We start from the raw sequence: 25565 nt of genomic DNA on the forward strand, positions 1-25565 counted from the left end.
CAAGGTGTTGTTGCGACACGCCGTCCAAACGACACTTCCTCCACAATCCCTAGGCATCGGAGGAGATCGCATATGGCCGGGTTCACCCATCTTTTCATTCCAGGACCCACCAACATTCCGGAGCGGGTCCGGCAGGCGATGAACCTGCCGATGGAGGACATGCGCGCCGGGTCATTCCCCGATTTCACCCTGCCGCTGTTCGAGGACATCAAGAAGGTCTTCAAGAACGAGACCGGCCGCGTCTTCATCTACCCCTCCTCTGGCACCGGCGCCTGGGAAGCGGCGATGACCAACGTTCTCAGCCCCGGCGACCGGGTGCTGATGTCGCGCTTCGGCCAGTTCTCGCATCTGTGGATCGACATGGCCGAGCGTCTCGGCTTCGAGGTCGATGCGATCGACTGCGAGTGGGGAACCGGCGTGCCGCTCGAGCTCTACGCCGAGAAGCTGAAGGCGGACAAGGCGCATCGCATCAAGGCGGTCTTCTGCACGCAGAACGAGACCGCGACCGGCGTCACCAGCGACGTTGCCGGCTGCCGCGCCGTGCTCGACGACGCCAACCACCCTGCCCTGCTGTTCGTCGACGGCGTGTCGTCGATCGGCTCGATCGATTTCCGGCAGGAGGAATGGGGCGTTGATTGCGCCGTAAGCGGCTCGCAGAAAGGCTTCATGCTCCCGGCTGGTCTCGGCTTCCTGTCGGTCAGCAAGAAGGCGCTCGTAGCCTCGAGGACAGCGACCCACCGGCGCTGCTTCTTCTCCTTCGAGGACATGATCCGCGCCAACGACGCCGGTTATTTCCCGTATACGCCGGCGACGCAGCTACTGCGCGGCCTGCGCGCCTCGCTCGACCTCATCGCCGAGGAAGGGCTGGACAACATCTTCGCCCGTCACCATCGCCTCGCCGAAGGCGTGCGCAAGGCGGTCGACGCCTGGGGGCTGAAACTCTGCGCAAAAGCGCCGAAATGGCATTCAGACACGGTCAGCGCCATCCTGGTGCCTGAGGGCATCGATAGCGGCGATGTCGTCAAGCGCGCCTACCAGACCTATCAGACCTCGCTCGGTGGCGGCCTCAACAAGGTGTTCGGCAAGGTCTTCCGCATTGGCCATCTCGGCTGGCTGAACGAGGTGATGGTGCTGGCCTCACTTTCCGCCGCCGAACTGGCGCTGCTCGACTGCGGCGTCAAGCTGGCACCGGGCTCCGGCGTCGGCGCAGCGATCGCGCATTTCCGCCGCTCGCAGCAATCCGCCATCGCCGAAGCCGCCTGATCCCGGAGCGCACCATGAGCCACACAATCAACCACCTCAGAAAACTCCGGCTGCAGCGCAGCGAACTGGCCGTTCCCGGCTCAAGCCCGGAGATGATCGACAAGGCGGCGAACAGCGCCGCCGACTTCATCTTTCTCGACATCGAGGACGCGGTCGCCCCGCCCGACAAGGAGCGGGCCCGCAAGAACATCATCCAGGCGCTCAACGACATCGACTGGCACGCCAAGGGCAAGACCGTCTCGGTGCGTATCAATGGCCTCGACACGCATTACATGTATCGCGACGTGGTCGACGTGATGGAACAGGCCGGCGACCGGCTCGACACGATCCTGGTGCCGAAAGTCGGCGTCCCGGCCGATCTCTATATGGTCGAGGCGATGGTCAACCAGATCGAGATGGCCAAGGGCTACAAGACCCGTGTCGGGCTGGAAGCGCTGATCGAGACCGCGCTCGGCATGGCCAATGTCGAGGCGATCGCAGCGTTTCCGGGGCGGCTGGAAGCGATGCATTTCGGCGTCGCCGACTATGCCGCCAGCAACAAGGCGCGCACCGTCAACATTGGCGGCCTCAATCCCGATTACCCCGGCGACCAGTGGCATTTTGCCCTGTCGCGGATGACCGTCGCCTGCCGGGCCTACGGCCTGCGCGCCATCGACGGACCGTTCGGCGATTTCTCCGATCCGGAAGGCTACGTCGCCGGCGCCAGGCGCGCGGCAGCTCTTGGCATCGAAGGCAAGTGGGCCATCCATCCCTCGCAGATCGCGCTTGCCAATGAGGTCTTCTCGCCGCCGGAAAAGGAAGTGACGCGCGCCAGGCGCATCCTCGAAGTGCTGAAGGAGGCGGAGGCGCAGGGCAAGGGAGCCGCCGCGCTTGACGGCAAGATGATCGACGCGGCGTCGGAACGCATGGCGCGCAACGTGCTGGTGGTCAACGAGGCAATCGAACGCGCCGGTCAACCGCGCGCTGCAGCGCATTGAGGATCCGGGGAGGATAGAATGGACATTCACGAATATCAGGCCAAGGAACTGCTCGCCCGCCACGGGGTCCACATCCCTCGCGGCGGCCTCGCCTACAGCCCGGAGCAGGCGACCTACCGCGCCCGCGAAATCGGCGGCGGCAAATGGGTCGTCAAGGCGCAGGTTCATTCCGGCGCGCGCGGCAAGGCCGGTGGCATCAAGCTGTGCGCCAATGACGAGGAGATCGCGGAAGCCGCCGAGGCCATGCTCGGCCGCAAGCTGGTGACCCAGCAGACCGGTCCGCGCGGCAAGCTGATTTCGAGGCTCTACCTCGAGGAAGCCGTCGACATCGCGCAGGAACTCTATGTCGGCTTCGTGCTCGACCGGAAGGAGGAGCGCGTCATGATCGTGGCGTCGGCCGCCGGCGGCATCGAGATCGAGGACATCGTCGAAAGGGCTCCGGATTCCATCATCCGCACCACGGTCGATCCCGGTGTCGGCATGCAGCGGTTTCAGGCGCGCGAGATCGCGTTCGGGCTCGGCCTCGACCAGAACCTGATCGGCAAGGCGACCGAAACCATCCTCGGCTGCTACCAGGTGTTCCGCGACTACGACGCATCGATGCTGGAGATCAATCCGCTGGTGGTGACCCGCGACGGCAACCTCGTCGCGCTCGACGCCAAGATGTCGTTCGACGAGAACGCGCTGTTTCGCCGGCCCGAAATCTCCGAGTTGCGCGACAAGAGCCAGGAAGACGCGCGCGAAACCTTCGCCAGCGACCGTGGCCTCTCCTATGTCGGCCTCGACGGCAATATCGGCTGCATCATCAATGGCGCCGGCCTCGCCATGGCGACGATGGACATGATCAAGATCGCCGGCGGCGAGCCCGCCAACTTCCTCGACATCGGCGGCGGCGCCTCGCCCGAGCGGGTTGCGAAATCGTTCCGCGCTGTGCTTGGCGACAAGAATGTCGAGACCATCCTGGTCAACATCTTCGCCGGCATCAATCGCTGCGACTGGGTCGCCGAGGGTGTCGTGAAGGCGATCCGCGAAGTCGGCGTCAACGTGCCATTGGTGGTGCGACTCGCCGGCACCAAGGTCGAGGAAGGACGTCGCATCCTGGCCGATTCCGGCGAGGCGGTGATCGTCGCCGACACGCTGGCCGAAGCCGCCGAAAAAGCCGTCGCCGCCTGGCGCGCGGCCACCAAGAAAAAAGCAGCCTGAGGGAGGTCGAAAAAATGGCAATCCTGCTCAACCGCAGCACCCGCGTCATCGTCCAGGGCTTCACCGGCAAGATCGGCAGCTTCCATGCCGAGGACATGAAGCGCTATGGCACCAAGCTTGTCGGCGGCGTGACGCCCGGCAAGGGCGGGCAGACGCATCTCGGCCTGCCCGTCTTCAACACCGTCAAGGGCGCGGTGCGCGAAACCCGCGCCGAAGCCAGCATCGTCTTCGTGCCGCCGCCCTTTGCCGCCGACTCGATCATGGAAGCAGCGGATGCCGGCATAAAGCTCTGCATCTGCATCACCGACGGCATCCCTTCGCAGGACATGATGCAGGTCAAGCGCTACATGCGCCGCTACCGCTTCGAGGATCGCATGCGGCTGATCGGGCCGAACTGCGCCGGCATGATCACGCCCGGACAGGCCCTCATGGGCATCATGCCCGGCAGCATCTACCTGCCCGGCCGCGTCGGCATTGTCGGGCGCTCCGGCACGCTCGGCTACGAGGCGGCCTCGCAGATGAAAGCGCTCGGCATCGGCGTCTCGACCAGTGTTGGCATCGGTGGCGATCCGATCAACGGCTCGTCCTTCAAGGACATTCTGAAGCTGTTCGAGCAAGACGACGACACCGACGCCGTGGTCATGATCGGCGAGATCGGCGGGCCGCAGGAAGCCGAAGCCGCGCTCTGGGCGCGCGACAATATGCGCAAGCCCCTGATCGCCTACATCGCCGGACTGTCCGCCCCGAAAGGCCGCCGCATGGGCCATGCCGGCGCGATCATCTCGGCCTTCGGCGAGTCGGCGCAGGAGAAGGTCGAAATCCTGAAGGAGGCCGGCGTCGTCATCGTGCCGACGCCGTCGTCCTTCGGCGAAGTCGTGGCGGACACGCTGGCGCAAGCGAAGAAGGCGGCGTGAGCCGCCGACCTGCGAACGCCGCATACAGCAAGATGTGAAATCTGTTTCGGGTCGGCGCAAGCATCGCCGTCCTCCGATTGGCAGGATATCAGATGAAACCGCGTTTGATTGTCACCCGCAGATGGCCGGCCCCCGTCGAAGCGATCCTTGCCGAGCGCTTCGACACGACGCTCAACGCCAGCGATACGCCGCTGAGCCCTGCCGCAATGACATCGGCTTTCGCGGATTTTGACGCGATCCTGGCAACGGTCAGCGACCGCTTGCCTTCCCAGGTGTTTCCCGAGAGCGACGCCCGCACCCGGATCATCGCCAATTTCGGCGTTGGCTTCAGCCATATCGATGTCGCGGCGGCGCGCGACCGCGACATCGTGGTGACCAACACGCCGGGTGTGCTGACCGATTGCACCGCCGACCTCGCCCTCAGCCTGATCTTGGCTGTCGCGCGCCGGACCGGTGAGGGCGAGCGGCAACTGCGGGCCGGACAGTGGCGTGGCTGGTCGCCGACCCACATGGCCGGCGCCAAGGTGTCGGGCAAGACCTTGGGCATTGTCGGCATGGGGCGCATCGGCAAAGCGACGGCCAGGCGCGCGCATTTCGGCTTTGGCATGAAGATCGTGTTCTTCAACCGGTCGCCGGTCGACGATGACGAGACGCGCGCCATGGGCGCAGTGCAGATGCAGACTCTGGAAGGGCTGCTGACAGCATCCGACTTCGTATCGCTGCACTGTCCGGGCGGCGCGGAAAACCGCCATCTCATCGATGCTCGCAGCCTGCGATTGATGAAAGGCGGCGCGTTCCTCATCAACACGGCGCGCGGCGACGTCGTCGATCAGGATGCCCTGATCGGTGCGCTGCAAAGGCGCGAGATCGCCGGCGCAGGTCTCGACGTCTTTGCCGACGAGCCGGCCATTCCGGAGGCGCTGAAGCAGTTGGAGAACGTCGTGCTTTTGCCGCATCTCGGCAGTGCGACCGCGGAAACGCGGGTGGCGATGGGCATGAAGGTGGTGGAGAACCTGACCGCCTTCTTCGAGGGTCGTCCGGTCCCCGACCGGGTCGCCTGACAGCCGGCGCCGGTCTCGCTCCAGGGCGCGGCTGCAATTGCAATCGATGCGGACGAGGAAGCGGCTTTGGAACAGAGCAGACGCATCAACTTTCGTGAGGACGAGCGCAGCCTTTTGTTGCGCCTGCTGCTTCACGTCGCAAGCGCGCGTGAGCCCGAGATCGCCGCCGTTCTGAGCGGACGTAGGTCGCTTGTCTCGCTTGCCGCGGAGCAGCGCATCCCGGCGCTTCAGGCGAGCGGCGTATGGTTCCAGTTGCTGGCGATTGCCGACGAGTTGCTTGCCATGCGCGCGCGTCGCGAACTCGAACAAGGCGCGGGTGTCGACGAAGTGCCCGGGTCCTTCGCCAGCGTGATCGCGCAGATGGCAGCGAACGGTCAGTCAGCGGACGAAGTCCAGGCGGCGCTCGATGAGCTTTGCGTCGGCCCGACCATGACCGCGCATCCCACGGAGGCCAAACGCGTCACGGTGCTGGAGATCCACCGCCGTATCTATCGCAAGCTGACCGAACTCGACCAGCCGCGCTGGGCGCCGCGCGAACGCGACCTGTTGGTCGCCGATCTGAAAAGCGAGATCGAACTTCTATGGATGACGGGCGAACTGCGACTGGAACGCCCGACGGTCGAACGCGAAATCGCCTGGGGCCTGCATTTCTTTCGCGAGGTCATCTTCGAGGCAACGCCGCAGCTCTATGGCAAGCTTGAAGGCGCCTTCGAGCGTCATTATCCGGGAAAGCTGATCAGAATTCCTCCCTTCATGCGCTATGCCTCGTGGATCGGTGGCGACCGCGATGGCAATCCAAATGTAACGGCTGCGGTCACCAACCATGCCATGGCCGAATACCGCAATACCGCCATAGGCTGGTATCTGACGCAGGTTCAGCGGCTGGTGACGGTGCTCAGCGCCAGTTCGAACGTCATCGACCTGCCGGCCAGCTTCACGCCGGTGCTGCAGACGGCGCTTGATAGAAGCGGAGAGGCGCAAGTGATCGCCGCCCGCAACCCTGACGAACCGCTTCGCCAGTTCGCATCGGCCTTGTATGCCCGGCTGGAGGCCACGCGAGGTGGCGGTGCGGCGGCGTATCTCTCGGCGGAGGCATTTTGTGCCGATCTGAACGGGCTGTCTTGTGTTCTCGACGCGATCGGAGGGCGCGCTGTCGCCAAGCGCTTTGTCCAGCCTCTGCTTTGGCAAGTCGCAAGCTTCGGCTTCCGCACCGTCTCGCTCGACGTCAGGCAGAACTCCACGGTCGTCAACCGGGTGCTGGCTGAACTGTTTGCGCTGACAAATCCCGCCGATCCCGTCGCGGCCGGCACTCCGCAATGGTCGGCGCGCATTCGCTTAGGCCTCAGCCAGGGCGAGCGGCTGGAGATCGACGCTGGCCGGCTCTCGCCTGAAGCGGCTGAACTGCTTTCGACATTCTCCGTCATCGCCAAGCACATCTCCACTTCGGATGCCGACGCCGTCGGCTCGTTCATTCTCAGCATGACCCGCTCCGTCGACGATCTGCTCGCTGTCTATCTGCTGGCGCAATATTGCGGACTTTCAACCGCGCCCGGTGGCGGCGGCACAATCAGGCTGCGGGTCGTGCCCTTGTTCGAGACCATCGCCGATCTGCAGGCCGCCCCTGCCATTCTGAATGATTTGCTCGGCATTTCGCTGGTGAGGCGGACGGTGCGGGATTTTCGCGCGCGCCAGGAAATCATGCTCGGCTATTCGGATTCCAACAAGGACGGCGGTTTCCTGGCGTCCAATTGGGAACTGGCAAAAGCGCAAAAGCGCCTCGCTGCCGTGGGGCGCAAGCATAAGGTCAGGATCAGTTTCTTTCACGGTCGCGGCGGCTCGGTCAGCCGCGGCGGCGCGCCGACCGGCCGGGCGATCGCGGCACAGCCGCAAGGCACTGTCACCGGGTCCATGCGGGTGACGGAGCAAGGCGAGGTCGTATCGTCGAAATTCGCCAATCGCGGCACCGGCCTCCACCAGCTCGAGGTTCTCGCCGCCGGCGTGCTGGCCCACAGTGTCGGATCGCCCGGTGATGTCGAGCCGAAGGAAACGCCGGAGTTCGACGAGGCGCTGGAAGCCCTGGCAGGCATGTCGCAGGCATCCTATGCCAGGTTGATGGCCGAGCCCGGCTTTCTCGATTATTTCAACCAGGCAAGTCCGGTCGCGGAACTGGCGCTCCTGAAAATGGGCTCAAGGCCGGATCGCCGTTTCGGCGCCAGCGGCATTGCCGACCTGCGCGCCATCCCCTGGGTGTTTGCCTGGAGCCAGAACCGTCATCTGCTGACCGGCTGGTATGGCATCGGCAGCGCGCTCAGCTCTTTCGTCGCGGTGCGCGGCGAGGCCGGGCGCGACCTTTTGGCCCGCATGTTCGAGCACTCGCGCTTCTTCCGCCTGATCATCGACGAGGCCGAGAAGACGCTTTACCAGTCAGACATGGAGATCGCGCGGCTCTACGCCGGCCTGGTGTCCGACAGCGATGCCGCGGCAAGAATCTACGCCCGCATCGTCGCGGAATACGAGCTGACGCGACGCCTGATCGGTGACCTCACGGGAGGCGATCTATCCTCGCGCTTTCCTATGTTCAAGCGGCGTTTCGACAATCTGCGGCGACAGATGGACGACATTCACCGGCTGCAGGTCGACCTGCTGCGTGAAGTTCGCGCCAATACCGGGACAGTGGATCAAAAACGCGCGACCGACGCTTTGCTCGTATCGATCAATTGCATCTCGGCTGGCCTTGGATGGACGGGATAGGCTCGGCTTTTGCCGAGCTGTCTCGTCATCGCCCAGCGCTACAGCGGCTCCCTAGGTTCGACCGCGCTCAGGCGGCCTTGTCGGTCGCGGGCTTCGCGACCTTGGTGCGGGTGGCGCTGCGGCGACCGTCGACGCTGATCGGAACGTCGCCGTCGACGGTGGCGCGACGCACCACCCGGTGCTGATCGCCATAGTCGTTGACCGCGTAGTGCTGGGTCGCCCGGTTGTCCCAGATCGCCACGTCGCCGGCCTTCCAGCGCCAGCGGACGGTGTTCTCCGGCGCGGTGACATAGGACTGGAACACCTCGTAGAGCCGCGCCGAATCGCTTTTGGAGAGACCGACCAGCCGTTGCACGAAATTGCCGAGCAGCAGCGTGCGCTCGCCTGTTTCCGGATGGACGCGGACGACGGGATGCTCGGTCTCGTAGACCGTCGAGGTGAAGACCTCCTCGAAATGCTTCTTTTCGGCAGCGCTCGCGCGCGGCCGGACCGCGGCGTAGTCGTAGGCATTGCTGTGAACCGCCCAGAGATTGTCCGCCAGCAGCTTCAACGGCGCGGGCAGGTCCTGGTAGGCCGCGGCGGTGTTCGACCAGATGGTGTCGCCGCCGGCCGGCGGTATGACGACGCCGCGCAGAACGGAGAATTTCGGATAGGCGTCGACGAAGGTGACGTCGGTATGCCATTGATCGGCACGACCGCCGCCACGGCTTGAATCGAGCTCGAGAATGGACGCCGTTCCCTTGATGGGACCTTGGGTCGGATGCGGCACCAGGTCGCCGAGACGATGGGCGAAGCGCTCCTGCCCAACATCGTCGAGATGCGCCTGATCGCGGAAGAACACCACCTTGTGCCGCAGCAGGATCTGGTTGATAGCCGCTACTGTCTGCTGCGGCAGGTCGCCGGACAGCCTTATGTTCCTGATCTCCGCGCCGACACGCCCCGTCAGCGGCACAACATCGGCTTCCGGAATGATCTGCTCTACGAGTTTGGTCATGGGAACCTCCATTCTCTAAGATCGCTGGCGCAACTTTGCCGAGGAGGCGAAGGCCCCGTCAGAACTTAGCGACCAGTACCGAGATCCTATCCAAACATAATTCTACAAATTCCATAGAAAGAGTATTTCAAAGATCTGCAGCTGGGAGAAAAATGCCATCTGCTTGGGTTGATTTGGGAGCTATCGGCGGCATGGAGCGCGCCGGCAATGGCAGGCGCCAAATCGTGCCGGCTTTGCCAGCGAGGGCTATAGGGAAGCTTTTCAACAGGGTGAGAGGCCGTTTCAGGACGGACGGACTGCGCTATACGAGAATGCATCCCCCGCCGGGACGACACTGGTTGCAGGCCCTGGATAGCGGCGGGCTCGATCGCCTTGTCGTTAAGAACAACAAATCGAGAGCAGATATGGTGCGGTCGAGAAGACTCGAACTTCCACGGGTTGCCCCACAGCGACCTCAACGCTGCGCGTCTACCAATTCCGCCACGACCGCACGTGGTAGGAGCCGGAACGAACCGGCTCGCGGCGTGTAGCAAATCGTTTCCGGCGAAACAAGGGCGCGCAGCGCAATAATCGCCGGGGATTTGGCATAAGTCTGCAAAGGCCTGGACCGCGCCCGGAACTGGACGTTTTGATCGATTGCCGCCATATGAGGGACAGCAAGAGATACGCCATGCCAGAACGCAGCCAGATCGCCACGTCGTTCCTGCCCTTGCCCGGTTCCGCGCCGGTCGAATGGCGGATCGAGCCCGGCTTGACCACCTACCCCGAAGCGCTCGCGGTGATGGAGGCGCGCGCCGATGCGATCAGAACCGGCGCTGCCGGCGAGATGGTCTGGCTGGTCGAGCATCCGCCGCTTTACACGGCCGGCACAAGCGCCCACGTCGAGGACCTGATCGAGCCCGACCGTTTCCCGGTGTTTGCTGCCGGGCGCGGCGGTGAATACACCTATCATGGGCCGGGCCAGCGGGTCGCCTATGTAATGCTCGACCTCAAGCGGCGGCGCGAGGACGTCCGCGCTTTCGTAGCCGCACTCGAACAATGGATCATCGGCACGCTCGCCGCCTTCAATGTGCGCGGCGAGCGCCGTGAGGATCGTGTCGGCGTCTGGGTTGTGCGGCCAAATCGCCCTTCCCTGCCCGACGGATCGCCGGCCGAGGACAAGATCGCCGCCATCGGCATCAGGCTCAGGCGCTGGGTGAGCTTCCACGGCATTGCCATCAATGTCGAGCCGGATCTCGGCCATTTCAGCGGCATCGTGCCATGCGGTGTTTCGGATCACGGCGTCACCAGCCTTGTCGACCTCGGCCTGCCCGTGACCATGGCCGACCTCGACCTGGCGCTGAAGTCCGCCTTTGAGGATGTGTTCGGTCCGGCTGCAACTCCGCCGGTCGAGGCAACCCGCAAGGCTGGGTAAATTCTTATCCGGGTTAGGATGTGTCGAGATTCAGGTCAGGCCGAGTCGAAAATGGCTGATACCGAGAATCGGAGCGGAGCGTACTTTTGGGTACATGAGCACCGGATGCGCAGGAAGCTGCCATTTGCAGGCCGGCCTCACCTGAATATCGGCACAGCCTAGAGGAGGCGCGCTGAGGCCCACAGCAGGCCGTAGCCGTGAATGGCGAACACTGCCAGCAGTGCACCGGCCATGGCGAAACGGTCGAAGGTGCGGATCGGCTTCAGCTCGTGGCGCGGTTTTACCGCGCTACCCATGGTCAGCAGGCTGAGGATCGAAAAGACAGCGCCCGCCACCAGCAGAAAGCCTTGGGAAAAACCTGCCAGCCAACCAAGCGCCAGCAAGGCTGAGAGCAGGGAAAACGAGGCCAGCGCCAGCGCGATCGGTCCGGGGCAGATTTGGCGCAGCACCTGGCCGCCATCGAACTTCCACACCGGCACCAGATTGGCGATGTTGAACAGGGCAGCGCAGCCGGCAAGCGTCGCCAGCAATCCAGCGGCGAGCCGATGCCCCTCGCTGCCGGCAAACACGCTCGCGGCGATCAGCAACGGCACCAGGAAAGCGGAGAAGCCGGCGCCCATCAGCGCCACGAAGGCCACTTCGAAACGGCTGTCATAGGGCCGCCCGCCAATGGCGATGCCGCCGAGCAGCGGGATGAAGATCATCCGCGCCTGGTGATGCCCCGCCAGCCGGAAGGCTGCCATGTGGCCAAGCTCATGCAGGGCCACTACCGAGGTCAGGATCGACGCCAGCGCCAGGCCGCCAAGGTTGAGCCCGAAGAACGGCCACAGCAGGAATGCCGAAAGAACGGCAAAGCCGACCTGGCTGAGCGGGTGCTCGAACCAACCACCTTTACGGTATTGTCCGGTCCTGGCCCAGATCTCAAGCTTGCCGAGTTCGCGGCGCATGGCGAAGTAGCGGAAAACCAGGAAGGCGATGCCACGATAGCGATCGGTCTGGCTGAGACTCACCCGCGTGCTACTGCCTTCCGAGACGAGTTCGGTTGTCTCGCAAAAATCCTTCCAGAACGAAGCATCGAGGCGCGGTATCCTCGATGACGCGCATCGAAAAACGGCAGCCTTCGACAACATCTTCGAACCGCGACATGCGCTCGATCGGCTGGCCGTCTCGGCCTTCCCAGGACAGCATGATGCGCGCCACGCCCTGGTCGTCGAGCGCCTCGGCGGAAAGGATCTCGCCCGACCAGCCGGCATCGCTGCCAAGCGGCCACAGCGCCTGCCAGAGACGCTGCCGGTCCGCCGACACCAGCCGGCTGAGCCTGATCGTGCGCAGACCGAGCGGCGCGGTCATCAGCAGAAAGATCAGCCCGAGATTGCTGGCCACGAGGATGGCCGTCACGATCGGCGACACCGGCGTTGCTCCCTGTCTTGCAGAGGCACCCTAGCGTCATGGCGGCAAGAAAAGCTTAACGGCACAAACGCCCTCCTGCCCGCCTCAAAACACTGCGGCGAAACCGCAGATCCTCACATGGCGCCGATCCACATCGCCATGGAAACGAGAAACGCACTCATGCACACCAGCGAAACGACGTCCTGAACCAGATCGGTCATAACTCACTCCTGTTGTTGCTATGTTCATAATTTGTTCTAATTTTGTTCGAATGTCAACGACCGCAATCCCGGACATTTCCGGAATCGACGGCGATCAATTTCGCAGGGTTAAGGAAAGGTTGACGCGGCGAATGCCCGGTCATCAAGCGCCGACCAGGGCACGTCGAGACTCAGGTCAGGCCGAGTCGAGAATGGTGGATTCCGAGAACCGGAACGGAGTGTACTTTTGGGTACATGAGTACCGGAAGCGCAGGAAGCCGGCTTTCGCAGGCCGACCTCACCTGAGTATCGCCGTGCCCTACTAAAGCGGCACCACCTTGCCGTCGGCCAGCGTCACCCGCCGATCCATGCGCGATGCGAGCTCGTGATTGTGGGTGGCGATCAGTGCCGCCAGGCCCGACTGCCTGACCAGCGCCTCCAGTGCTTCGAAGACATAGGAGGCGGTGACCGGATCGAGGTTGCCGGTCGGTTCGTCGGCCAGCAGCACCAGCGGCGCATTGGCGACGGCGCGCGCGATGGCGACGCGCTGCTGCTCGCCGCCGGACAGTTCGGACGGACGGTGCGACGCGCGCTTGCCGATCTGCATATAGTCGAGCAGCTGCGCCGCCCGCTCGGCGGCTTCCTTGCGCGTCAGCCCTTTGATCAGCTGCGGCATCATGATGTTTTCCAGCGCCGAGAATTCCGGCAGCAGATGATGGAACTGATAGACGAAGCCGACATCGTTGCGGCGGATCGCCGTGCGTTCTTCGTCGGAAAGCCGGCCGCAGGCACGCCCGGCCAAAATCACGTCGCCGGCATCGGGCCGCTCCAGCAGGCCGGCGGTGTGCAGCAGCGTCGACTTGCCGGTGCCCGACGGCGCCACCAGCGCCACCATCTCGCCGCGCTTCAGCGAAAAATCGGCGCCGTTCAAGATGGTGAGCTTGCGCGGCCCTTGCACATAGTGCCGCTCGACGCTCTTCAATTCGATAATGGCCTCGGCCATCATTCGTACCTCAAGGCTTCGACCGGATCGAGGCGGGCGGCCCGCCATGCCGGAAACACCGTTGCCAGGAAGGAAAGCCCGAGCGCCATCAGGACGACGTAGGTCGTTTCGCGCGGATCCATTTTCGCCGGCAACTGGCTGAGAAAATAAAGCTCCGGATTGAACAGCACCTTGCCGGTCATCCAGGAAAAGAACTGGCGGATCGACTCGATGTTGAAGCAGATGAGAACGCCGAGCAGGACGCCGGCCAATGTTCCGGTGACACCGATCGCCGCCCCCGTCATCAGGAAGATGCGCAGGATGGCCCCTCGCGACGCGCCCATGGTGCGCAGGATGGCGATGTCGTGCCCCTTGTCCTTCACCAGCATGATCAGGCCGGAGATGATGTTGAGCGCCGCCACCAGCACGATCAGCGTCAGAATCATGAACATGACGTTGCGCTCCACCTGCAGGGCGGAGAAGAATGTCTCGTTGCGCTGGCGCCAGTCGACCATGTCTATCGGTCGCTGCGCCGCCTCTTCGACCTTCGGTTTCAGCGCGTCGACATTGTCTGGATTGTCGACATAGATCTCGATCGTCTGCGCCCGGCCGTCCATGTTGAAATAGAGCTGCGCTTCGGAAAACGGCATGTAGACGATCGACGTATCATATTCCGACATGCCGACCTCGAAGATCGCCGTGATCGGGTAGCCCTTCATCCGCGGCGTCGTGCCGATTGGTGTCACGTCGCCATCCGGCGAGATCAGCGTGATAGTGTCGCCGAGCACAAGACCAAGATTCTCGGCCATGCGCTTGCCGATGGCAACGCCCTCGCCGGTGTCGAAGCCGGCGATCGAGCCCTGCCTGATGTTGTTGGCGACGATGGCGATCTTGCCGAGATCATCACCGCGTATGCCGCGCACCAGCGCGCCGGTGCCGCCGCCGACATTGCCTTGCGCCAGCACCTGCCCATCGATCAGCGGAATGGCGTATTTGACGCCTGCCACGCCGTTGATGCGGCTGGCAACCTGCGCATAGTCCTCCAGCGGCGAATCGAGCGGCTGCACGATCAGATGGCCGTTGACGCCGAGGATGCGCGTCAGAAGCTCCGCGCGAAACCCGTTCATCACAGCCATGACGACGATCAGCGTGGCGACGCCCAGCATGATGCCGAGGAAGGAGATCGAAGCGATGACCGAGATCACCGTCTCCTTGCGCCGCGAGCGCAGATAGCGCCACGCGACCATGCGCTCGAACATGGAAAATGGGCCGGCGACGGTGCGCTTGGCTGCTGCCGCTTCGCTCATGCAGCAATCCCGAAGCGTTTCTTGGCATCCGCGATCGGCAGCGTCTCGCGCTCGCCGGTCCGGCGGTTCTTGATCTCGATCTCGCCGGCGACAACGCCGCGCGGCCCGACGATCACCTGCCAGGGCAGGCCGATCAGGTCGGCTGTGGCGAACTTGCCGCCCGGCCGCTGGTCGGTGTCGTCGTAGAGCACATCCTTGCCGGCAGCGACGAGGGCCGCATAGAGCTCGCCGCAGACGCGGTCGCAGTCGGCGTCACCGGCCTTCATGTTGATCAGGCCGACATCGAACGGCGCTACCGATTCCGGCCAGATGATGCCGTTGTCGTCATGGCTGGCTTCGATGATCGCCGCGACCAGCCGCGAGGGTCCGATGCCGTAGGAGCCCATCGAGACGAAACTGTCCTTGCCGTCGGGCCCGGTCACCTTGGCGCCCATCGGCTTGGAATATTTGTCGCCGAAATGGAAGATATGGCCAACCTCGATGCCGCGCGCCGAAACCTTGTCGCTTGTCGCCACCTTTTCCCACGCCGCTTCGTCATGCATCTCATCGGTGGCGGCGTAGGGCGTCGTCCAAATCTTGACGATATCGGCGATCTCGGCGCCGTTGGCGAAATCGGTGCTGGCTCCGGGCACGGCAAGCGAAAGATAGTCGCGATGGCAGAAAACCTGGCTCTCGCCGGTATCGGCCAGGATGATAAATTCGTGGCTGAGGTCGCCGCCGATCGGTCCGGTATCGGCCCGCATCGGGATCGCCTGCAGTCCCATGCGCGTGAACGTCCTGAGATAGGACACGAACATGCGGTTGTAGGCCGCCTTGGCGCCTTCATAATCGAGGTCGAAGGAATAGGCGTCCTTCATCAGGAACTCGCGCGAACGCATGACGCCAAAACGTGGCCGCACCTCGTCGCGGAATTTCCACTGGATGTGGTAGAGATTGAGCGGCAGATCCTTGTAGGACCTGACATAGGAACGGAAAATCTCGGTGACCATTTCCTCGTTGGTCGGACCGTAGAGCATGTCGCGGTCCTGCCGGTCCTTGATCCGCAGCATCTCCTTGCCGTAGTCGTCATAGCGGCCGCTTTCACGCCACAGCTCGGCCGACTGGATGGTCGGCATCAGGATCTCCAGTGCTCCGGCACGGTCCTGTTCCTCGCGAATGATCCGGCAGACCTTGTCCAGCACCCGCTTGCCCAATGGCAGCCAGGAAAAGCTGCCTTGCCCTTGCTGGCGGATCATGCCGGCGCGCAGCATCAGACGATGCGAGACGATTTCGGCCTCGCGCGGATTTTCTTTGAGGATAGGCAGGAAATAGCGCGACAAACGCATGGACTGGTCCGTGAGTGAGGATAGCCGCACCGGAATCGGCGCGCACTGGCTGCTTGCCCCGGCTTCATAGCTATTTCGTGACGGAATGGAAACCCGACCTGCCGCATCGGCCCGAAATCGGAAAAATCGATTTTACTTTGCTGAGCGCCGGTTTGGACCGGCACGATGCTTGGCTTCACAGTGCTGGAGCGTCCTTTGCACATCCAGGGACGCACGGCGCTCGGGGCCGCAACAATGCCGCATACGGCCTGTTGATCGATTCACAAGCAAAGCCTGCCGTACTATTGTGCACTGCAGCACGAGAATGCCTGTTTCCGGGCAAAATTCTGCGTGACAATTTCATCCGCCTTAGGCTAGTGTGCCCCGATAACCGAGAGGGTAGAGAAAAATCTGCTCTCCTACGCGGTCAAAGTCTTGGGAGGATGCGATCTAGGCGCGGTTACTCGCTGCCGCCGGAAACCGGAAACAGATCGGACGCGTTTAAATTGCAAGGCCTTGTGCCTTGCATTTTTTTTGTGCAATCACCTGCTTAGCGCCAAAGATTACCAAACCACATGACCTTGCGTCAGCCTGTGTAGGCCCCGATTCCATCGGGACGAACCAGGCCCTATTGCGCAGGTGTCTGGTTGAACTCCGGTATGATGTGCGGGATCTGGTCGAGGCTGAGACCAAGCCCCCGCGTCAAGCCGTAGAAAATGCCCATCAGGATCATCGTGGCGATCGTCGTGCGGATCACGGCGCGCAACATATGTGACCCGCGCGGTGCGCTGGGAACGGTACCCAGCGTCACGTCGTGATCGTCGTCCTGCGTGTGCACGCTGAACGGCAGCACGATAAACAGCACCAGCCACCATGTGATGAAGAACAGCGCCGCAAACGAAATCCAGCTCATGCCTGCTCCAGCTCGACCAATGTGCCGAAAAAGTCCTTGGGATGCAGGAACAGCACCGGCTTGCCGTGCGCGCCAATCCTGGGATTGCCGTCGCCAAGGACGCGGGCGCCGCTTGCTTTGAGATGATCGCGCGCGGCAAGAATGTCGTCGACCTCGTAGCAAACATGATGCATGCCGCCCGACGGGTTCTTCTCCAGGAAGGCCGCGATCGGCGAGCCCTCGCCCAGCGGCTCCAGCAATTCGATCTTGGTGTTGCCGACATCGACGAACACCACGGTGACGCCATGCTCGGGCAATGCCTGCGGCGCGGTCACCTTGGCGCCCAGCGTATCGCGATAGGCAGCGATCGCCGCGGCCAGATCCGGTACGGCAAGCGCGACATGGTTCAGGCGTCCGAGCATATCCGAGCCTCTTCCTCCTGGATTCGATGGTTGGCGTGATACGTCAAATCGACTGATATCAACAGCCATTCACGTGGCGCGCACTGTCGCACTTGATGACAGTTTTTCCAACGCACGATGCGGGCTATTCCAATCGGCTGCCGCAAAGTACAACCGGCAAATGTCCGATATCAGCCCTCCCCGCGCCCGCGTCTTTGCGTTCGATCTTGGCTCATTCAAAGCCGCCGCTTTGCTCGACGCCGTCGATATCCGCGACAACCTTGCATCGGCCTTCGCTGCCGGACAATCGCCAACCGCCGTGCAGGAACTCGCAGTCTCGAACTTTATCGACCGCGATCGATACGAGCATTGTTTCATCCCGACGCTGGTCGACACTGGTGCCGAAAAGATCCTGTTTGATACAGGATGCGGAGACGCGGACAGCTCACTCCTGGAATGTCTGCAAGACCTTGGGCTCGGCCCGAATGACATTGACGTGGTGATCATCACCCATGGCCACCCGGACCACATCGGCGGCCTTGTGAGCAATGGCGAACCCGTTTTCAGACGCGCACGTTATGTATTTGGCGCTGCCGAATTCGCCTTCTGGACCGAGGGAAATGCAGTGCGCGAGGCCCGACTGAGCAACCGTGATCTGTTCAGGCAAGTTTGTACCAACCTGGCCGATCAGGCGACATTCATAGCGCCCGGAGATCAGGTCGTGCCGGGTATTACCGCCATCGACGCAGCTGGTCACTCTCCCGGGCTCTTGGCATTTCTCGTCGAAAGCGACGGCCAGCAATTGCTCGTCTGGTCGGACGCCTTCCTGCACTACGTCGTGTCCATCCAGCATCCGGAATGGCACGCTGATTTCGATGATGACAAGAACCGGGCCGTCGAAACCCGCAAGCGATTGCTAAAGATGGCCGCAGAGCAGCGTCTGCTGATCGCTGGCCATCACATGCCATTTCCGGGTCTGGGCTACATCGTGCCGGTGAACGGCTCTTTTCGCTGGCTTCCTGTCAGCTATCAGCTGAACGTCTAGCGATTTGCTGCCGCCCTCACCGCGTAACGAACACCGTCACCAGCGGCTTCTTGCCCCAGGCTTCATTGGCGGCACCGCGCACCGCGCGCCGCACAGCTTCCTGCACGAGGTCGAGGTCCTTTCGACGCTGGCGCGGGATCGAGTCGACCGCGCCAACCGCTGCGTCGATCATCAAGTCTTCAAGGTTCTCGCCGCTGGCATCGGCCTCGGCAACGCCGATGGCGACCAGATCGGGATCGCCGGCAAGCTCATACTTGTCGTCGAGCACGACATTGACCGCGACATGCCCGGCAAAAGACAGCTTGCGCCGGTCGCGGATGCCCATCGCCTGGTCGGAGCCGATCAGCCTGCCATCCTTGTAGATGCGGCCGAACGGAACCTGGTCGATGATGGTGGCAGCACCTGGAGCAAGCCGCAGCATATCGCCGTCGCGCACCTGCGCCACCTGGCCAATGCCGGACGTCGACATCAGCGACCCCTGCGCCACAAGATGCGCCGCCTCGCCATGCACGGGAACACCAATCTGCGGCCGCACCCATTCATACATCTTGCGCAATTCGTTGCGCCGCGGATGGCCCGAGACATGCACCAGCGCATCGCCGTCCTCGATGATCTTGATGCCGAGATCGATGAGGCGGTTCTTGATCTCGAGGATCGCCTTCTCGTTGCCGGGAATGGTGCGCGAGGAGAACACCACCGTGTCGCCGGCTGTAAACGACACCGATTTCATCTCGTCGCGTGACAGCTTGGCCAGTGCAGCGAGCGGCTCGCCCTGGCTGCCGGTGCAGATGATGACCAGGTTTTCGCGCGGGATAAAGCCAAAATCCTCCTCGGCGATGAACTCAGGCAGCCCGTCCATGTAGCCGAGCTCGCCCGCCACATCGATGACGCGCTTCAGCGAGCGGCCGAGCACCAGGCATTGGCGGCCGGCATCGCGCGCCGCCCTTGCGATGGAAACAATGCGTCCGACATTGGAGGAGAAGGTGGTGACGGCGACACGGCCCTTGGCGCTCTGGATGACGCCCTTGAGCCCCTCGCCGACCGCCACTTCCGAAGGCGATTCGCCTTCGCGCAGCGCATTGGTCGAATCGCAGATCAGCGCCAGCACGCCCTTGTCGCCATACCAGCGGAAGCGTGCCTCGTCGGTCTTCGGGCCGATCGTCGGCTCCGGATCGATCTTCCAGTCGCCCGTATGGATGACGGTGCCGGCCGGCGAGGTGATGGCCAGCGACATCGGTTCGGGGATCGAGTGCGCGACCGGGATGGCTTCGATCTCGAAGGGACCGACGGTGAATTTTTCGCCGGCCCGGTAGATCGTCAGCGGGATTTTCGGCGCGCCTTGCTCGCCCTGCCGCTTGGCCTCCAGCAAGCCTGCGCTGAACGGCGTCATCCACACCGGCGCCTTCAGCCTCGGCCAGAGGTCGAGCAGCGCGCCATAGTGATCTTCATGGGCATGGGTGATGATGATGCCGCGCAGATTGGCGAGGTTCTCCTCGATGAAGCGCGTGTCGGGCAGGATCAAGTCGACGCCCGGATGCGAGGCGTCGGGAAAGGTGACGCCGACATCGATGATGATCCATTCGCGCGCGCTGGCTGGCCCATAGCCATAGAGGGCGAAGTTCATGCCGATCTCGCCGACACCACCCAGCGGCACGAACACGAGTTCGGCGTTGTCAGCTTTCGCCATGATCTTCCCTTTCCTGCCGGGTCAAACCCTGGCGGACGCAACCGCGCCGAAATGCACATCGCCGGCGGCGATCGTCAAAACCGAACCTTCATCGTCGCGGATCACGAAACGGCAGTCCTCGTCAATGGTCTCGAAAGTACCGCGCACCACATTACCGTCAATCCTGACAGCAACCTCGCCGCCAAGTCCCGCCGCGCGTGCGAGCCAGCGCTGCCTGACGGCGGACAATCCGCGCCCGTCGTTCCACAGCCGCGCATTGTCGCTCCAGGCATCCGACAGCGCCAGAAACAGCGTTTCCGCATCGCATGTCGCGCCCAACGCGCGCAATGATGTCGCCGGATAAGGCAAATCCTCGGGATAAGCCACCACATTGACACCGATGCCGACCGCCACCGCGAAACGGCCACCGTCGAGGATTGCCGATTCCAGCAGGATACCGGCCAGCTTGGCGCCAGAGGCCAGCACGTCGTTCGGCCATTTCAGCTCGAACCGGTTCTTGCCCTGGCTTGCGCCGTCGAGGCCTATGGCGACCTTGCCGTTCGGCACCACGGCGTCGAGCGCGTCGGCCAGCGCCAGTCCGGCAACGAAGCCGAGCGTCGCGGCAAGCCGCAGCTCTCCGGTCGTGATGACCAGCAGCGTCGCCGCCAGATTGCCTTCGGGCGTCGCCCACACCCGGCCGCGCCGGCCCCGTCCGCTTTCCTGTTTTTTGGAAACGACCCAGAGTTTGCCCGGATCGCCCTTGCGTGCATGCTCCAGCGCCAGCGCATTGGTGGAGCCGACCGTGTCATGGGACTCGAGCCGGAACCCTTCCGTCTCAGCGGTTGGAGCCAGCCTGAACGTCACCGTCAGAAGAAGGTCTTGGCGGCGGCTTCGGCATAGGTGCCGATCGGGCCGCCGATCAGCACATAGAACAGCACGAAGGCGCCACAGACGCCGAGCACGACACGCAGTTCCGTCGCCATCGGCACGAAGCCGCCTACCGGTTCATCGAACCACATGATCTTGATGATGCGCAGATAGTAATAGGCACCCACCACCGAGGCCAGCACGCCGATGACTGCCAGCGCGTAGAGATTGGCGTTGATGGCGGCGAGGAACACGTACCACTTCCCCCAGAACCCAGCGAGCGGCGGAATGCCGGCCAGCGAGAACATCAGGATGGTCAGGATCGTCGCCATGACAGGATTGGTCGAAGACAGGCCGGCAAGATCGCTGATCTGCTCGACATTGCCTTCCTTGCGCCGCATGGCGAGGATGAAGGCGAAGGTGCCGAGCGTCATCACCAGATAAATCAGCATGTAGATGGCGACGCCGCGCACGCCGGCCTGGCTGTTGGCGGCAAGGCCGACCAGCGCGTAGCCCATATGGCCAATCGAGGAATAGGCCATCAGCCGCTTGATGTTGGTCTGGCCGATTGCGGCGAAGGCGCCGAGCGCCATCGAGGCGATCGAGATGAAGACGATGATCTGCTGCCAATCGGAAGCGATCGGCTTGAACGCACCCATGGTGACACGCACCAGAAGCGCCATCGCCGCCATTTTCGGCGCCGCAGCGAGGAAAGCCGTCACCGGCGTCGGCGCGCCTTCATAGACGTCGGGCGTCCACATGTGGAACGGCACCGCCGAGATCTTGAAGGCAAGGCCGGCCAGCACGAAGACCAGGCCGAAGACGAGGCCAAGCTGGCGCTCGCCGCTGCCAAGCGCCGTGGCGATCTCCTGGAAGCCGGTGTTGCCGGTGTAGCCGTAGACGAGGCTGATGCCGTAGAGCAGCATGCCCGACGACAGCGCGCCGAGGACGAAGTATTTCAGGCCGGCTTCCGTCGAGCGTAGATTGTCGCGATTGATCGCCGCCAGCACGTAGATCGCCAGCGATTGCAGTTCGAGGCCGAGATAGAGCCCGATCATGCTGTTGGCCGAGATCATCAGCAACATGCCGAGCGTTGAGAGCAGGATCAGCACCGGATATTCGAACTTGTCGAAATGCTCCGCCTTGGCGAAGCGTATCGACATAACCAGCGTCACCGCCGAGCCGACCAGCGACAGCACCTTCATGAAGCGGGCGAAGGAGTCCTGGACGAAGGCGTTGCCATAGGCACTGCCCTGCCCGGTGGAAAACACCATCCAGGCGCAGGCGACCACCAGTATGACGACGGCAAGAGCGGTCACCGTCGTGGTGGTGTTTGCGCGAGAATAGGCGCCCACCATCAACAGCGCCAGGGCGCCGATGGCGAGGATCAACTCTGGCGTCGAGAGCGACAGGCTGGAGAGAAGGTCTGGCGTCATGGTTCGCAAAACCCTTGGGTTAATTCGCCGCCGCGGTCTGCGCGGAGCCGATGGATGCGGTGACATTGGTGACGAGCGTCTTGACCGATTCGGCCGTCGCGTCGAAGACCGGCGCCGGGTAGACGCCGAAGAAGATGACCAGCACGACCAGCGGATAGATGATCACTTTCTCGCGCGTCGACAGGTCAAGCAGGCCCTTCAGGCTTTCCTTGGTCAGCGCACCGAAGATCACCCGGCGATAGAGCCAGAGCGCGTAGGCCGCCGACAGGATGACGCCGGTGGCGGCGAAGAACGCCACCCAGGTGTTGACCCGGAACACGCCGAGCATGGTCAGGAACTCGCCGACGAAGCCGCTGGTGCCGGGCAGGCCGACATTGGCCATGGTGAAGACCATGAACACGGTGGCGTATTTCGGCATGTTGTTGACCAGCCCGCCATAGGCGTCGATCTCGCGTGTGTGCATGCGGTCGTAGATGACGCCGACGCACAGGAACAGCGCGCCCGAGACGAGGCCGTGCGACAGCATCTGGAAGATCGCGCCCTGCACGCCTTCCTGGTTCATGGCGAAGATACCCATGGTGACGAAGCCCATATGGGCGACCGACGAATAGGCAATCAGCTTCTTCATGTCCTCCTGCATCAGCGCCACCAGCGAGGTGTAGATGATGGCGACGACGGAGAGCGTGAAGACCAGCGGCGCGAACATCTCGGACGCCAGCGGGAACATCGGCAGTGAGAAGCGCAGGAAGCCGTATCCGCCCATCTTCAAGAGGATGGCGGCCAGGATCACCGAACCTGCGGTCGGCGCCTCGACGTGGGCGTCCGGCAGCCAGGTATGCACCGGCCACATCGGCATCTTCACCGCGAAGGAGGCGAAGAAGGCCAGCCACAGCCAGGTCTGCATGCTGGCCGGGAATTGGTGCGTCAACAGCGTCGGGATGTCGGTGGTGCCGGACTGGTAGAACATCGCCATGATGGCGAGCAGCATCAGCACCGAGCCGGCCAGCGTGTAGAGGAAGAACTTGAACGAGGCGTAGACGCGCCGCTTGCCGCCCCAGACGCCGATGATGATGAACATCGGGATCAGGCCGGCTTCGAAGAAGACGTAGAACAGCACGATATCAAGTGCACAGAACACGCCGATCATCAGCGTTTCGAGCAGCAGGAAGGCGATCATATAGGCCTTGACCCGCTTCTCGATCGATTCCCACGACGCCAGGATGCAGAGCGGCATCAGGAAGGTGGTCAGGATGACGAACAGCATCGAGATGCCGTCGACACCCATATGGTAGGAGATGCCGGAATCCAGCCAGGCAAACTTCTCGACAAACTGGAAGCCGGCCTGCGAATTGTCGAAGCCGGTCCAGATGGACAGCGAGACCAGGAAGGTGATGCTCGTCGTCCACAGCGCGATGGCCCGGATGTTGCGGCGCGCATTCGGGCTGTCATCGTTGATCAGCAGGATGAGCAGCACACCAACCAGCGGCAGGAAGGTGACCAGCGAGAGGATTGGCCAGGCGGTCATCAGAGCATCATCCAGGTGACGAGTGCGGCAACGCCAATCAGCATGGCGAAGGCATAGTGATAGAGGTAGCCGGTCTGCAGCTTGACGACGCGGTTGGTGACATCGACGACGCGCGCTGAAACGCCATCCGGGCCAAGGCCATCGATGATCGTTCCGTCGCCGGTCTTCCACAGGAAATGGCCGAAGGCCTTTGCCGGCCGCACGAACAGGACGTCGTAGAGTTCGTCGAAATACCACTTGTTGAGCAGGAAGGCGTAGAGCAAGCGATGGTTGGCGGCGACGCTCCGCGGCAATTCCGGCGAGCGGATGTAGAATTTCCAGGCCATCGCAAAGCCGATCAGCATGGCGATGAACGGCGCCAGTTCCACCCACAGCGGCAATTCATGGATTTCGTGCAGGATGTGGTTGTCCGGCAGCGTGAACAGCGATGCCTTCCAGAACTCGGCATAGCCCTCGCCGATGAAGGCGCCATGGAAGATCACGCCGGCAAACAGCGCGCCCGCCGCCAGGATGAACAGCGGCACCAGCATCACCGGCGGCGATTCATGGACATGGTGCATGACCTCGTGGCTCGCCCGCGGCTCGCCGTGGAAGGTCATGAAGATCAGACGCCAGGAATAGAAGCTGGTGAAGCAGGCGGCGATGACCAGCAGAATGAAAGCGAGGCCGGCGACCGAATTGTGCCCGGCAAAGGCAGCCTCGATGATGGCGTCCTTGGAGAAGAAGCCGGCGGTGCCGATGACCGTCACCGGGATGCCGACGCCGGTCAGCGCCAGCGTGCCGATCACCATCATCCAGTAGGTCTTCGGAATAAGCGTCTTGAGGCCGCCCATCTTGCGCATGTCCTGCTCGTCGGAGACGGCATGGATGACCGAGCCGGAGCCTAAGAACAGCAGCGCCTTGAAGAAGGCATGCGTGAACAGATGGAAGATCGCCGCACCGTAGGCGCCGAGGCCGAGCGCCACGAACATGTAGCCGAGCTGCGAACAGGTCGAATAGGCGATGACGCGCTTGATGTCGTTCTGGACGAGGCCGACAGTCGCCGCGAAGAAGGCGGTGAAGGCGCCGATGAAGGTGACCACCGTCAGCGCCGAATGCGACAGTTCGAACAGCGGCGACAGCCGTGCCAGCATGAACACGCCGGCCGTGACCATCGTGGCGGCGTGGATGAGGGCCGAAACAGGCGTCGGGCCTTCCATGGCGTCCGGCAGCCAGGTGTGCAGCGGCACCTGGGCCGACTTGCCCATGGCGCCCATGAACAAGAGCAGGCAGACGATGGTCATCGCAGACTGCTTGTCCAGCGCATAACCGAGGAAGGTCAGCACGGCGGCCCCTTGCGGGGCGCCTTCGGCGGGGATGAACGTCGCCGCATTGGCAAAAATGGTACCGAGATTGACCGAGCCGAACAGCACAAAGACGCCGAAAATGCCGAGTGCGAAGCCGAAATCGCCGACACGGTTGACGACGAAGGCCTTGATCGCGGCGGCATTGGCCGACGGCTTCTTGTACCAGAAGCCGATCAGCAGATAGGAGGCGAGACCGACGCCTTCCCAGCCGAAGAACATCTGCACCAGATTGTCGGCCGTCACCAGCATCAGCATGGCAAAGGTGAACAGCGACAGATAGGCGAAGAAGCGCGGCCGGTTCGGGTCGTGGTGCATGTAGCCGATCGAATAGATGTGGACCAGCGCCGACACCGTGTTGACCACCACCAGCATGACCACCGTCAGCGTGTCGATCCTGAGCGCCCACGACGCTTCGAGCCCGCCGGACTGGATCCAGCGCATCACCGGCACGGTGAACACTTCACCGTCACCGAAGCCGACGGCGAAGAAGGCGACCCACGACAGCACGGCTGATATCACCAGGAAGCCGGAGGTGATGTATTCCGACGCCTTGGCGCCAAGCGACGAGCCGAACAGGCCGACGATCAGGAAGCCGAGCAGTGGAAGGAAGACGATGGCCTGATACATG

At 63.0% G+C, this 25565-nt stretch carries 21 protein-coding genes and 1 tRNA gene; 8 read left to right on the top strand and 14 right to left on the bottom strand.

Annotation, left to right across the window (positions count from 1 at the left end; all coding sequences use genetic code 11):
* Positions 1–72 precede the first annotated feature (72 nt).
* From AC1DVW_RS18435 to AC1DVW_RS18460, 6 genes are all read left to right on the top strand, one after another.
* Entirely contained in the window at positions 73–1263 is a 1191-nt protein-coding gene (locus AC1DVW_RS18435) for an aminotransferase class V-fold PLP-dependent enzyme (protein ID WP_477324892.1), read from the top strand.
* Positions 1264–1277: 14 nt separating this feature from the next.
* A complete protein-coding gene (locus AC1DVW_RS18440) occupies positions 1278–2240 on the top strand; it encodes an HpcH/HpaI aldolase/citrate lyase family protein (protein WP_477324894.1) in 963 nt (320 codons plus the stop codon).
* Between the two features lie 18 nt (positions 2241–2258).
* Positions 2259–3443, top strand: a complete 1185-nt coding sequence (locus AC1DVW_RS18445; RefSeq protein ID WP_477244931.1) for a malate--CoA ligase subunit beta — start codon at positions 2259–2261, stop codon at positions 3441–3443.
* Between the two features lie 14 nt (positions 3444–3457).
* A complete protein-coding gene (sucD, locus tag AC1DVW_RS18450) occupies positions 3458–4357 on the top strand; it encodes a succinate--CoA ligase subunit alpha (protein WP_477244930.1) in 900 nt (299 codons plus the stop codon).
* Positions 4358–4449: 92 nt separating this feature from the next.
* Complete coding sequence (locus AC1DVW_RS18455) at positions 4450–5418, top strand: 2-hydroxyacid dehydrogenase (RefSeq protein WP_477324896.1); 969 nt, start codon at positions 4450–4452, stop codon at positions 5416–5418.
* Between the two features lie 66 nt (positions 5419–5484).
* Positions 5485–8169: a phosphoenolpyruvate carboxylase gene (locus tag AC1DVW_RS18460; protein ID WP_477324898.1), complete on the top strand. Its 2685-nt coding sequence runs from the start codon at positions 5485–5487 to the stop codon at positions 8167–8169.
* A gap of 67 nt (positions 8170–8236) precedes the next feature.
* Here the strand turns inward: AC1DVW_RS18460 and AC1DVW_RS18465 are convergent, their stop codons facing one another.
* Both AC1DVW_RS18465 and AC1DVW_RS18470 read right to left on the bottom strand, forming a co-directional pair.
* Positions 8237–9163: a TauD/TfdA dioxygenase family protein gene (locus AC1DVW_RS18465; protein ID WP_477324900.1), complete on the bottom strand. Its 927-nt coding sequence runs from the start codon at positions 9161–9163 to the stop codon at positions 8237–8239.
* A gap of 405 nt (positions 9164–9568) precedes the next feature.
* Positions 9569–9653: transfer RNA gene (locus AC1DVW_RS18470), tRNA-Leu, on the bottom strand.
* A gap of 180 nt (positions 9654–9833) precedes the next feature.
* On the opposite strand from AC1DVW_RS18470, the gene lipB reads away from it, so the two are divergent.
* Positions 9834–10577, top strand: coding sequence for a lipoyl(octanoyl) transferase LipB (lipB, locus tag AC1DVW_RS18475; RefSeq protein WP_477244923.1), 744 nt, complete (start codon positions 9834–9836; stop codon positions 10575–10577).
* Positions 10578–10735: 158 nt separating this feature from the next.
* On the opposite strand, the gene AC1DVW_RS18480 is transcribed toward lipB, so the two are convergent.
* The 7 genes from AC1DVW_RS18480 to mce form a co-directional block, all read right to left on the bottom strand.
* Complete coding sequence (locus AC1DVW_RS18480) at positions 10736–11587, bottom strand: zinc metalloprotease (protein WP_477324902.1); 852 nt, start codon at positions 11585–11587, stop codon at positions 10736–10738.
* A gap of 7 nt (positions 11588–11594) precedes the next feature.
* A complete protein-coding gene (locus tag AC1DVW_RS18485; protein WP_477324904.1) occupies positions 11595–11987 on the bottom strand; it encodes a hypothetical protein in 393 nt (130 codons plus the stop codon).
* Positions 11988–12488: 501 nt separating this feature from the next.
* Positions 12489–13172, bottom strand: coding sequence for an ABC transporter ATP-binding protein (locus tag AC1DVW_RS18490; protein ID WP_477244919.1), 684 nt, complete (start codon positions 13170–13172; stop codon positions 12489–12491).
* The gene (locus AC1DVW_RS18495; RefSeq protein ID WP_477276959.1) at positions 13169–14455 is read right to left on the bottom strand and encodes a lipoprotein-releasing ABC transporter permease subunit; all 1287 of its coding nucleotides are present in this window, start codon (positions 14453–14455) and stop codon (positions 13169–13171) included. The genes AC1DVW_RS18490 and AC1DVW_RS18495 overlap by 4 nt, the downstream gene beginning before the upstream one ends.
* Positions 14452–15780 carry a proline--tRNA ligase gene (gene proS, locus AC1DVW_RS18500; protein WP_477324906.1) on the bottom strand — a complete coding sequence of 443 codons (1329 nt, stop codon included), beginning with the start codon at positions 15778–15780 and terminating at the stop codon, positions 14452–14454. Before proS ends, AC1DVW_RS18495 begins: the two co-directional genes overlap by 4 nt.
* A 607-nt stretch (positions 15781–16387) precedes the next feature.
* Positions 16388–16672, bottom strand: a complete 285-nt coding sequence (locus tag AC1DVW_RS18505; protein WP_477276962.1) for a DUF1467 family protein — start codon at positions 16670–16672, stop codon at positions 16388–16390.
* A complete protein-coding gene (mce, locus tag AC1DVW_RS18510; protein ID WP_477324908.1) occupies positions 16669–17073 on the bottom strand; it encodes a methylmalonyl-CoA epimerase in 405 nt (134 codons plus the stop codon). Before mce ends, AC1DVW_RS18505 begins: the two co-directional genes overlap by 4 nt.
* Positions 17074–17233: 160 nt before the next feature.
* On the opposite strand from mce, the gene AC1DVW_RS18515 reads away from it, so the two are divergent.
* The gene (locus tag AC1DVW_RS18515) at positions 17234–18097 is read left to right on the top strand and encodes an MBL fold metallo-hydrolase (RefSeq protein WP_477324910.1); all 864 of its coding nucleotides are present in this window, start codon (positions 17234–17236) and stop codon (positions 18095–18097) included.
* Between the two features lie 16 nt (positions 18098–18113).
* On the opposite strand, the gene AC1DVW_RS18520 is transcribed toward AC1DVW_RS18515, so the two are convergent.
* The 5 genes from AC1DVW_RS18520 to nuoL are packed head-to-tail and all read right to left on the bottom strand — an operon-like array spanning position 18114 to position 25564.
* Positions 18114–19784, bottom strand: a complete 1671-nt coding sequence (locus AC1DVW_RS18520; RefSeq protein ID WP_477244907.1) for a ribonuclease J — start codon at positions 19782–19784, stop codon at positions 18114–18116.
* 21 nt (positions 19785–19805) lie between these two features.
* Entirely contained in the window at positions 19806–20627 is an 822-nt protein-coding gene (locus tag AC1DVW_RS18525; RefSeq protein WP_477324912.1) for a biotin--[acetyl-CoA-carboxylase] ligase, read from the bottom strand.
* Positions 20628–20629: 2 nt separating this feature from the next.
* Entirely contained in the window at positions 20630–22066 is a 1437-nt protein-coding gene (gene nuoN, locus AC1DVW_RS18530) for an NADH-quinone oxidoreductase subunit NuoN (protein ID WP_477324914.1), read from the bottom strand.
* Positions 22067–22085: 19 nt separating this feature from the next.
* A complete protein-coding gene (locus tag AC1DVW_RS18535; RefSeq protein ID WP_477324916.1) occupies positions 22086–23591 on the bottom strand; it encodes an NADH-quinone oxidoreductase subunit M in 1506 nt (501 codons plus the stop codon).
* Positions 23591–25564: an NADH-quinone oxidoreductase subunit L gene (nuoL, locus tag AC1DVW_RS18540; RefSeq protein WP_477324918.1), complete on the bottom strand. Its 1974-nt coding sequence runs from the start codon at positions 25562–25564 to the stop codon at positions 23591–23593. The genes AC1DVW_RS18535 and nuoL overlap by 1 nt, the downstream gene beginning before the upstream one ends.
* Position 25565 lies beyond the last annotated feature (1 nt).

The sequence above is a fragment of the Mesorhizobium sp. P3_B5 genome (assembly GCF_056402815.1).

Bases quoted from the DNA above. Each gene is read 5' to 3' on its own strand.
- AC1DVW_RS18435 (WP_477324892.1), top strand. From the start codon at position 73: ATGGCCGGGTTCACCCATCTTTTCATTCCAGGACCCACCAACATTCCG.
- AC1DVW_RS18440 (WP_477324894.1), top strand. From the start codon at position 1,278: ATGAGCCACACAATCAACCACCTCAGAAAACTCCGGCTGCAGCGCAGC.
- AC1DVW_RS18445 (WP_477244931.1), top strand. From the start codon at position 2,259: ATGGACATTCACGAATATCAGGCCAAGGAACTGCTCGCCCGCCACGGG.
- sucD (WP_477244930.1), top strand. From the start codon at position 3,458: ATGGCAATCCTGCTCAACCGCAGCACCCGCGTCATCGTCCAGGGCTTC.
- AC1DVW_RS18455 (WP_477324896.1), top strand. From the start codon at position 4,450: ATGAAACCGCGTTTGATTGTCACCCGCAGATGGCCGGCCCCCGTCGAA.
- AC1DVW_RS18465 (WP_477324900.1), bottom strand. From the start codon at position 9,163: ATGACCAAACTCGTAGAGCAGATCATTCCGGAAGCCGATGTTGTGCCG.
- lipB (WP_477244923.1), top strand. From the start codon at position 9,834: ATGCCAGAACGCAGCCAGATCGCCACGTCGTTCCTGCCCTTGCCCGGT.
- AC1DVW_RS18490 (WP_477244919.1), bottom strand. From the start codon at position 13,172: ATGATGGCCGAGGCCATTATCGAATTGAAGAGCGTCGAGCGGCACTAT.
- AC1DVW_RS18495 (WP_477276959.1), bottom strand. From the start codon at position 14,455: ATGAGCGAAGCGGCAGCAGCCAAGCGCACCGTCGCCGGCCCATTTTCC.
- proS (WP_477324906.1), bottom strand. From the start codon at position 15,780: ATGCGTTTGTCGCGCTATTTCCTGCCTATCCTCAAAGAAAATCCGCGC.
- AC1DVW_RS18505 (WP_477276962.1), bottom strand. From the start codon at position 16,672: ATGAGCTGGATTTCGTTTGCGGCGCTGTTCTTCATCACATGGTGGCTG.
- mce (WP_477324908.1), bottom strand. From the start codon at position 17,073: ATGCTCGGACGCCTGAACCATGTCGCGCTTGCCGTACCGGATCTGGCC.
- AC1DVW_RS18515 (WP_477324910.1), top strand. From the start codon at position 17,234: ATGTCCGATATCAGCCCTCCCCGCGCCCGCGTCTTTGCGTTCGATCTT.
- AC1DVW_RS18520 (WP_477244907.1), bottom strand. From the start codon at position 19,784: ATGGCGAAAGCTGACAACGCCGAACTCGTGTTCGTGCCGCTGGGTGGT.
- nuoN (WP_477324914.1), bottom strand. From the start codon at position 22,066: ATGACGCCAGACCTTCTCTCCAGCCTGTCGCTCTCGACGCCAGAGTTG.
- AC1DVW_RS18535 (WP_477324916.1), bottom strand. From the start codon at position 23,591: ATGACCGCCTGGCCAATCCTCTCGCTGGTCACCTTCCTGCCGCTGGTT.
- nuoL (WP_477324918.1), bottom strand. From the start codon at position 25,564: ATGTATCAGGCCATCGTCTTCCTTCCACTGCTCGGCTTCCTGATCGTC.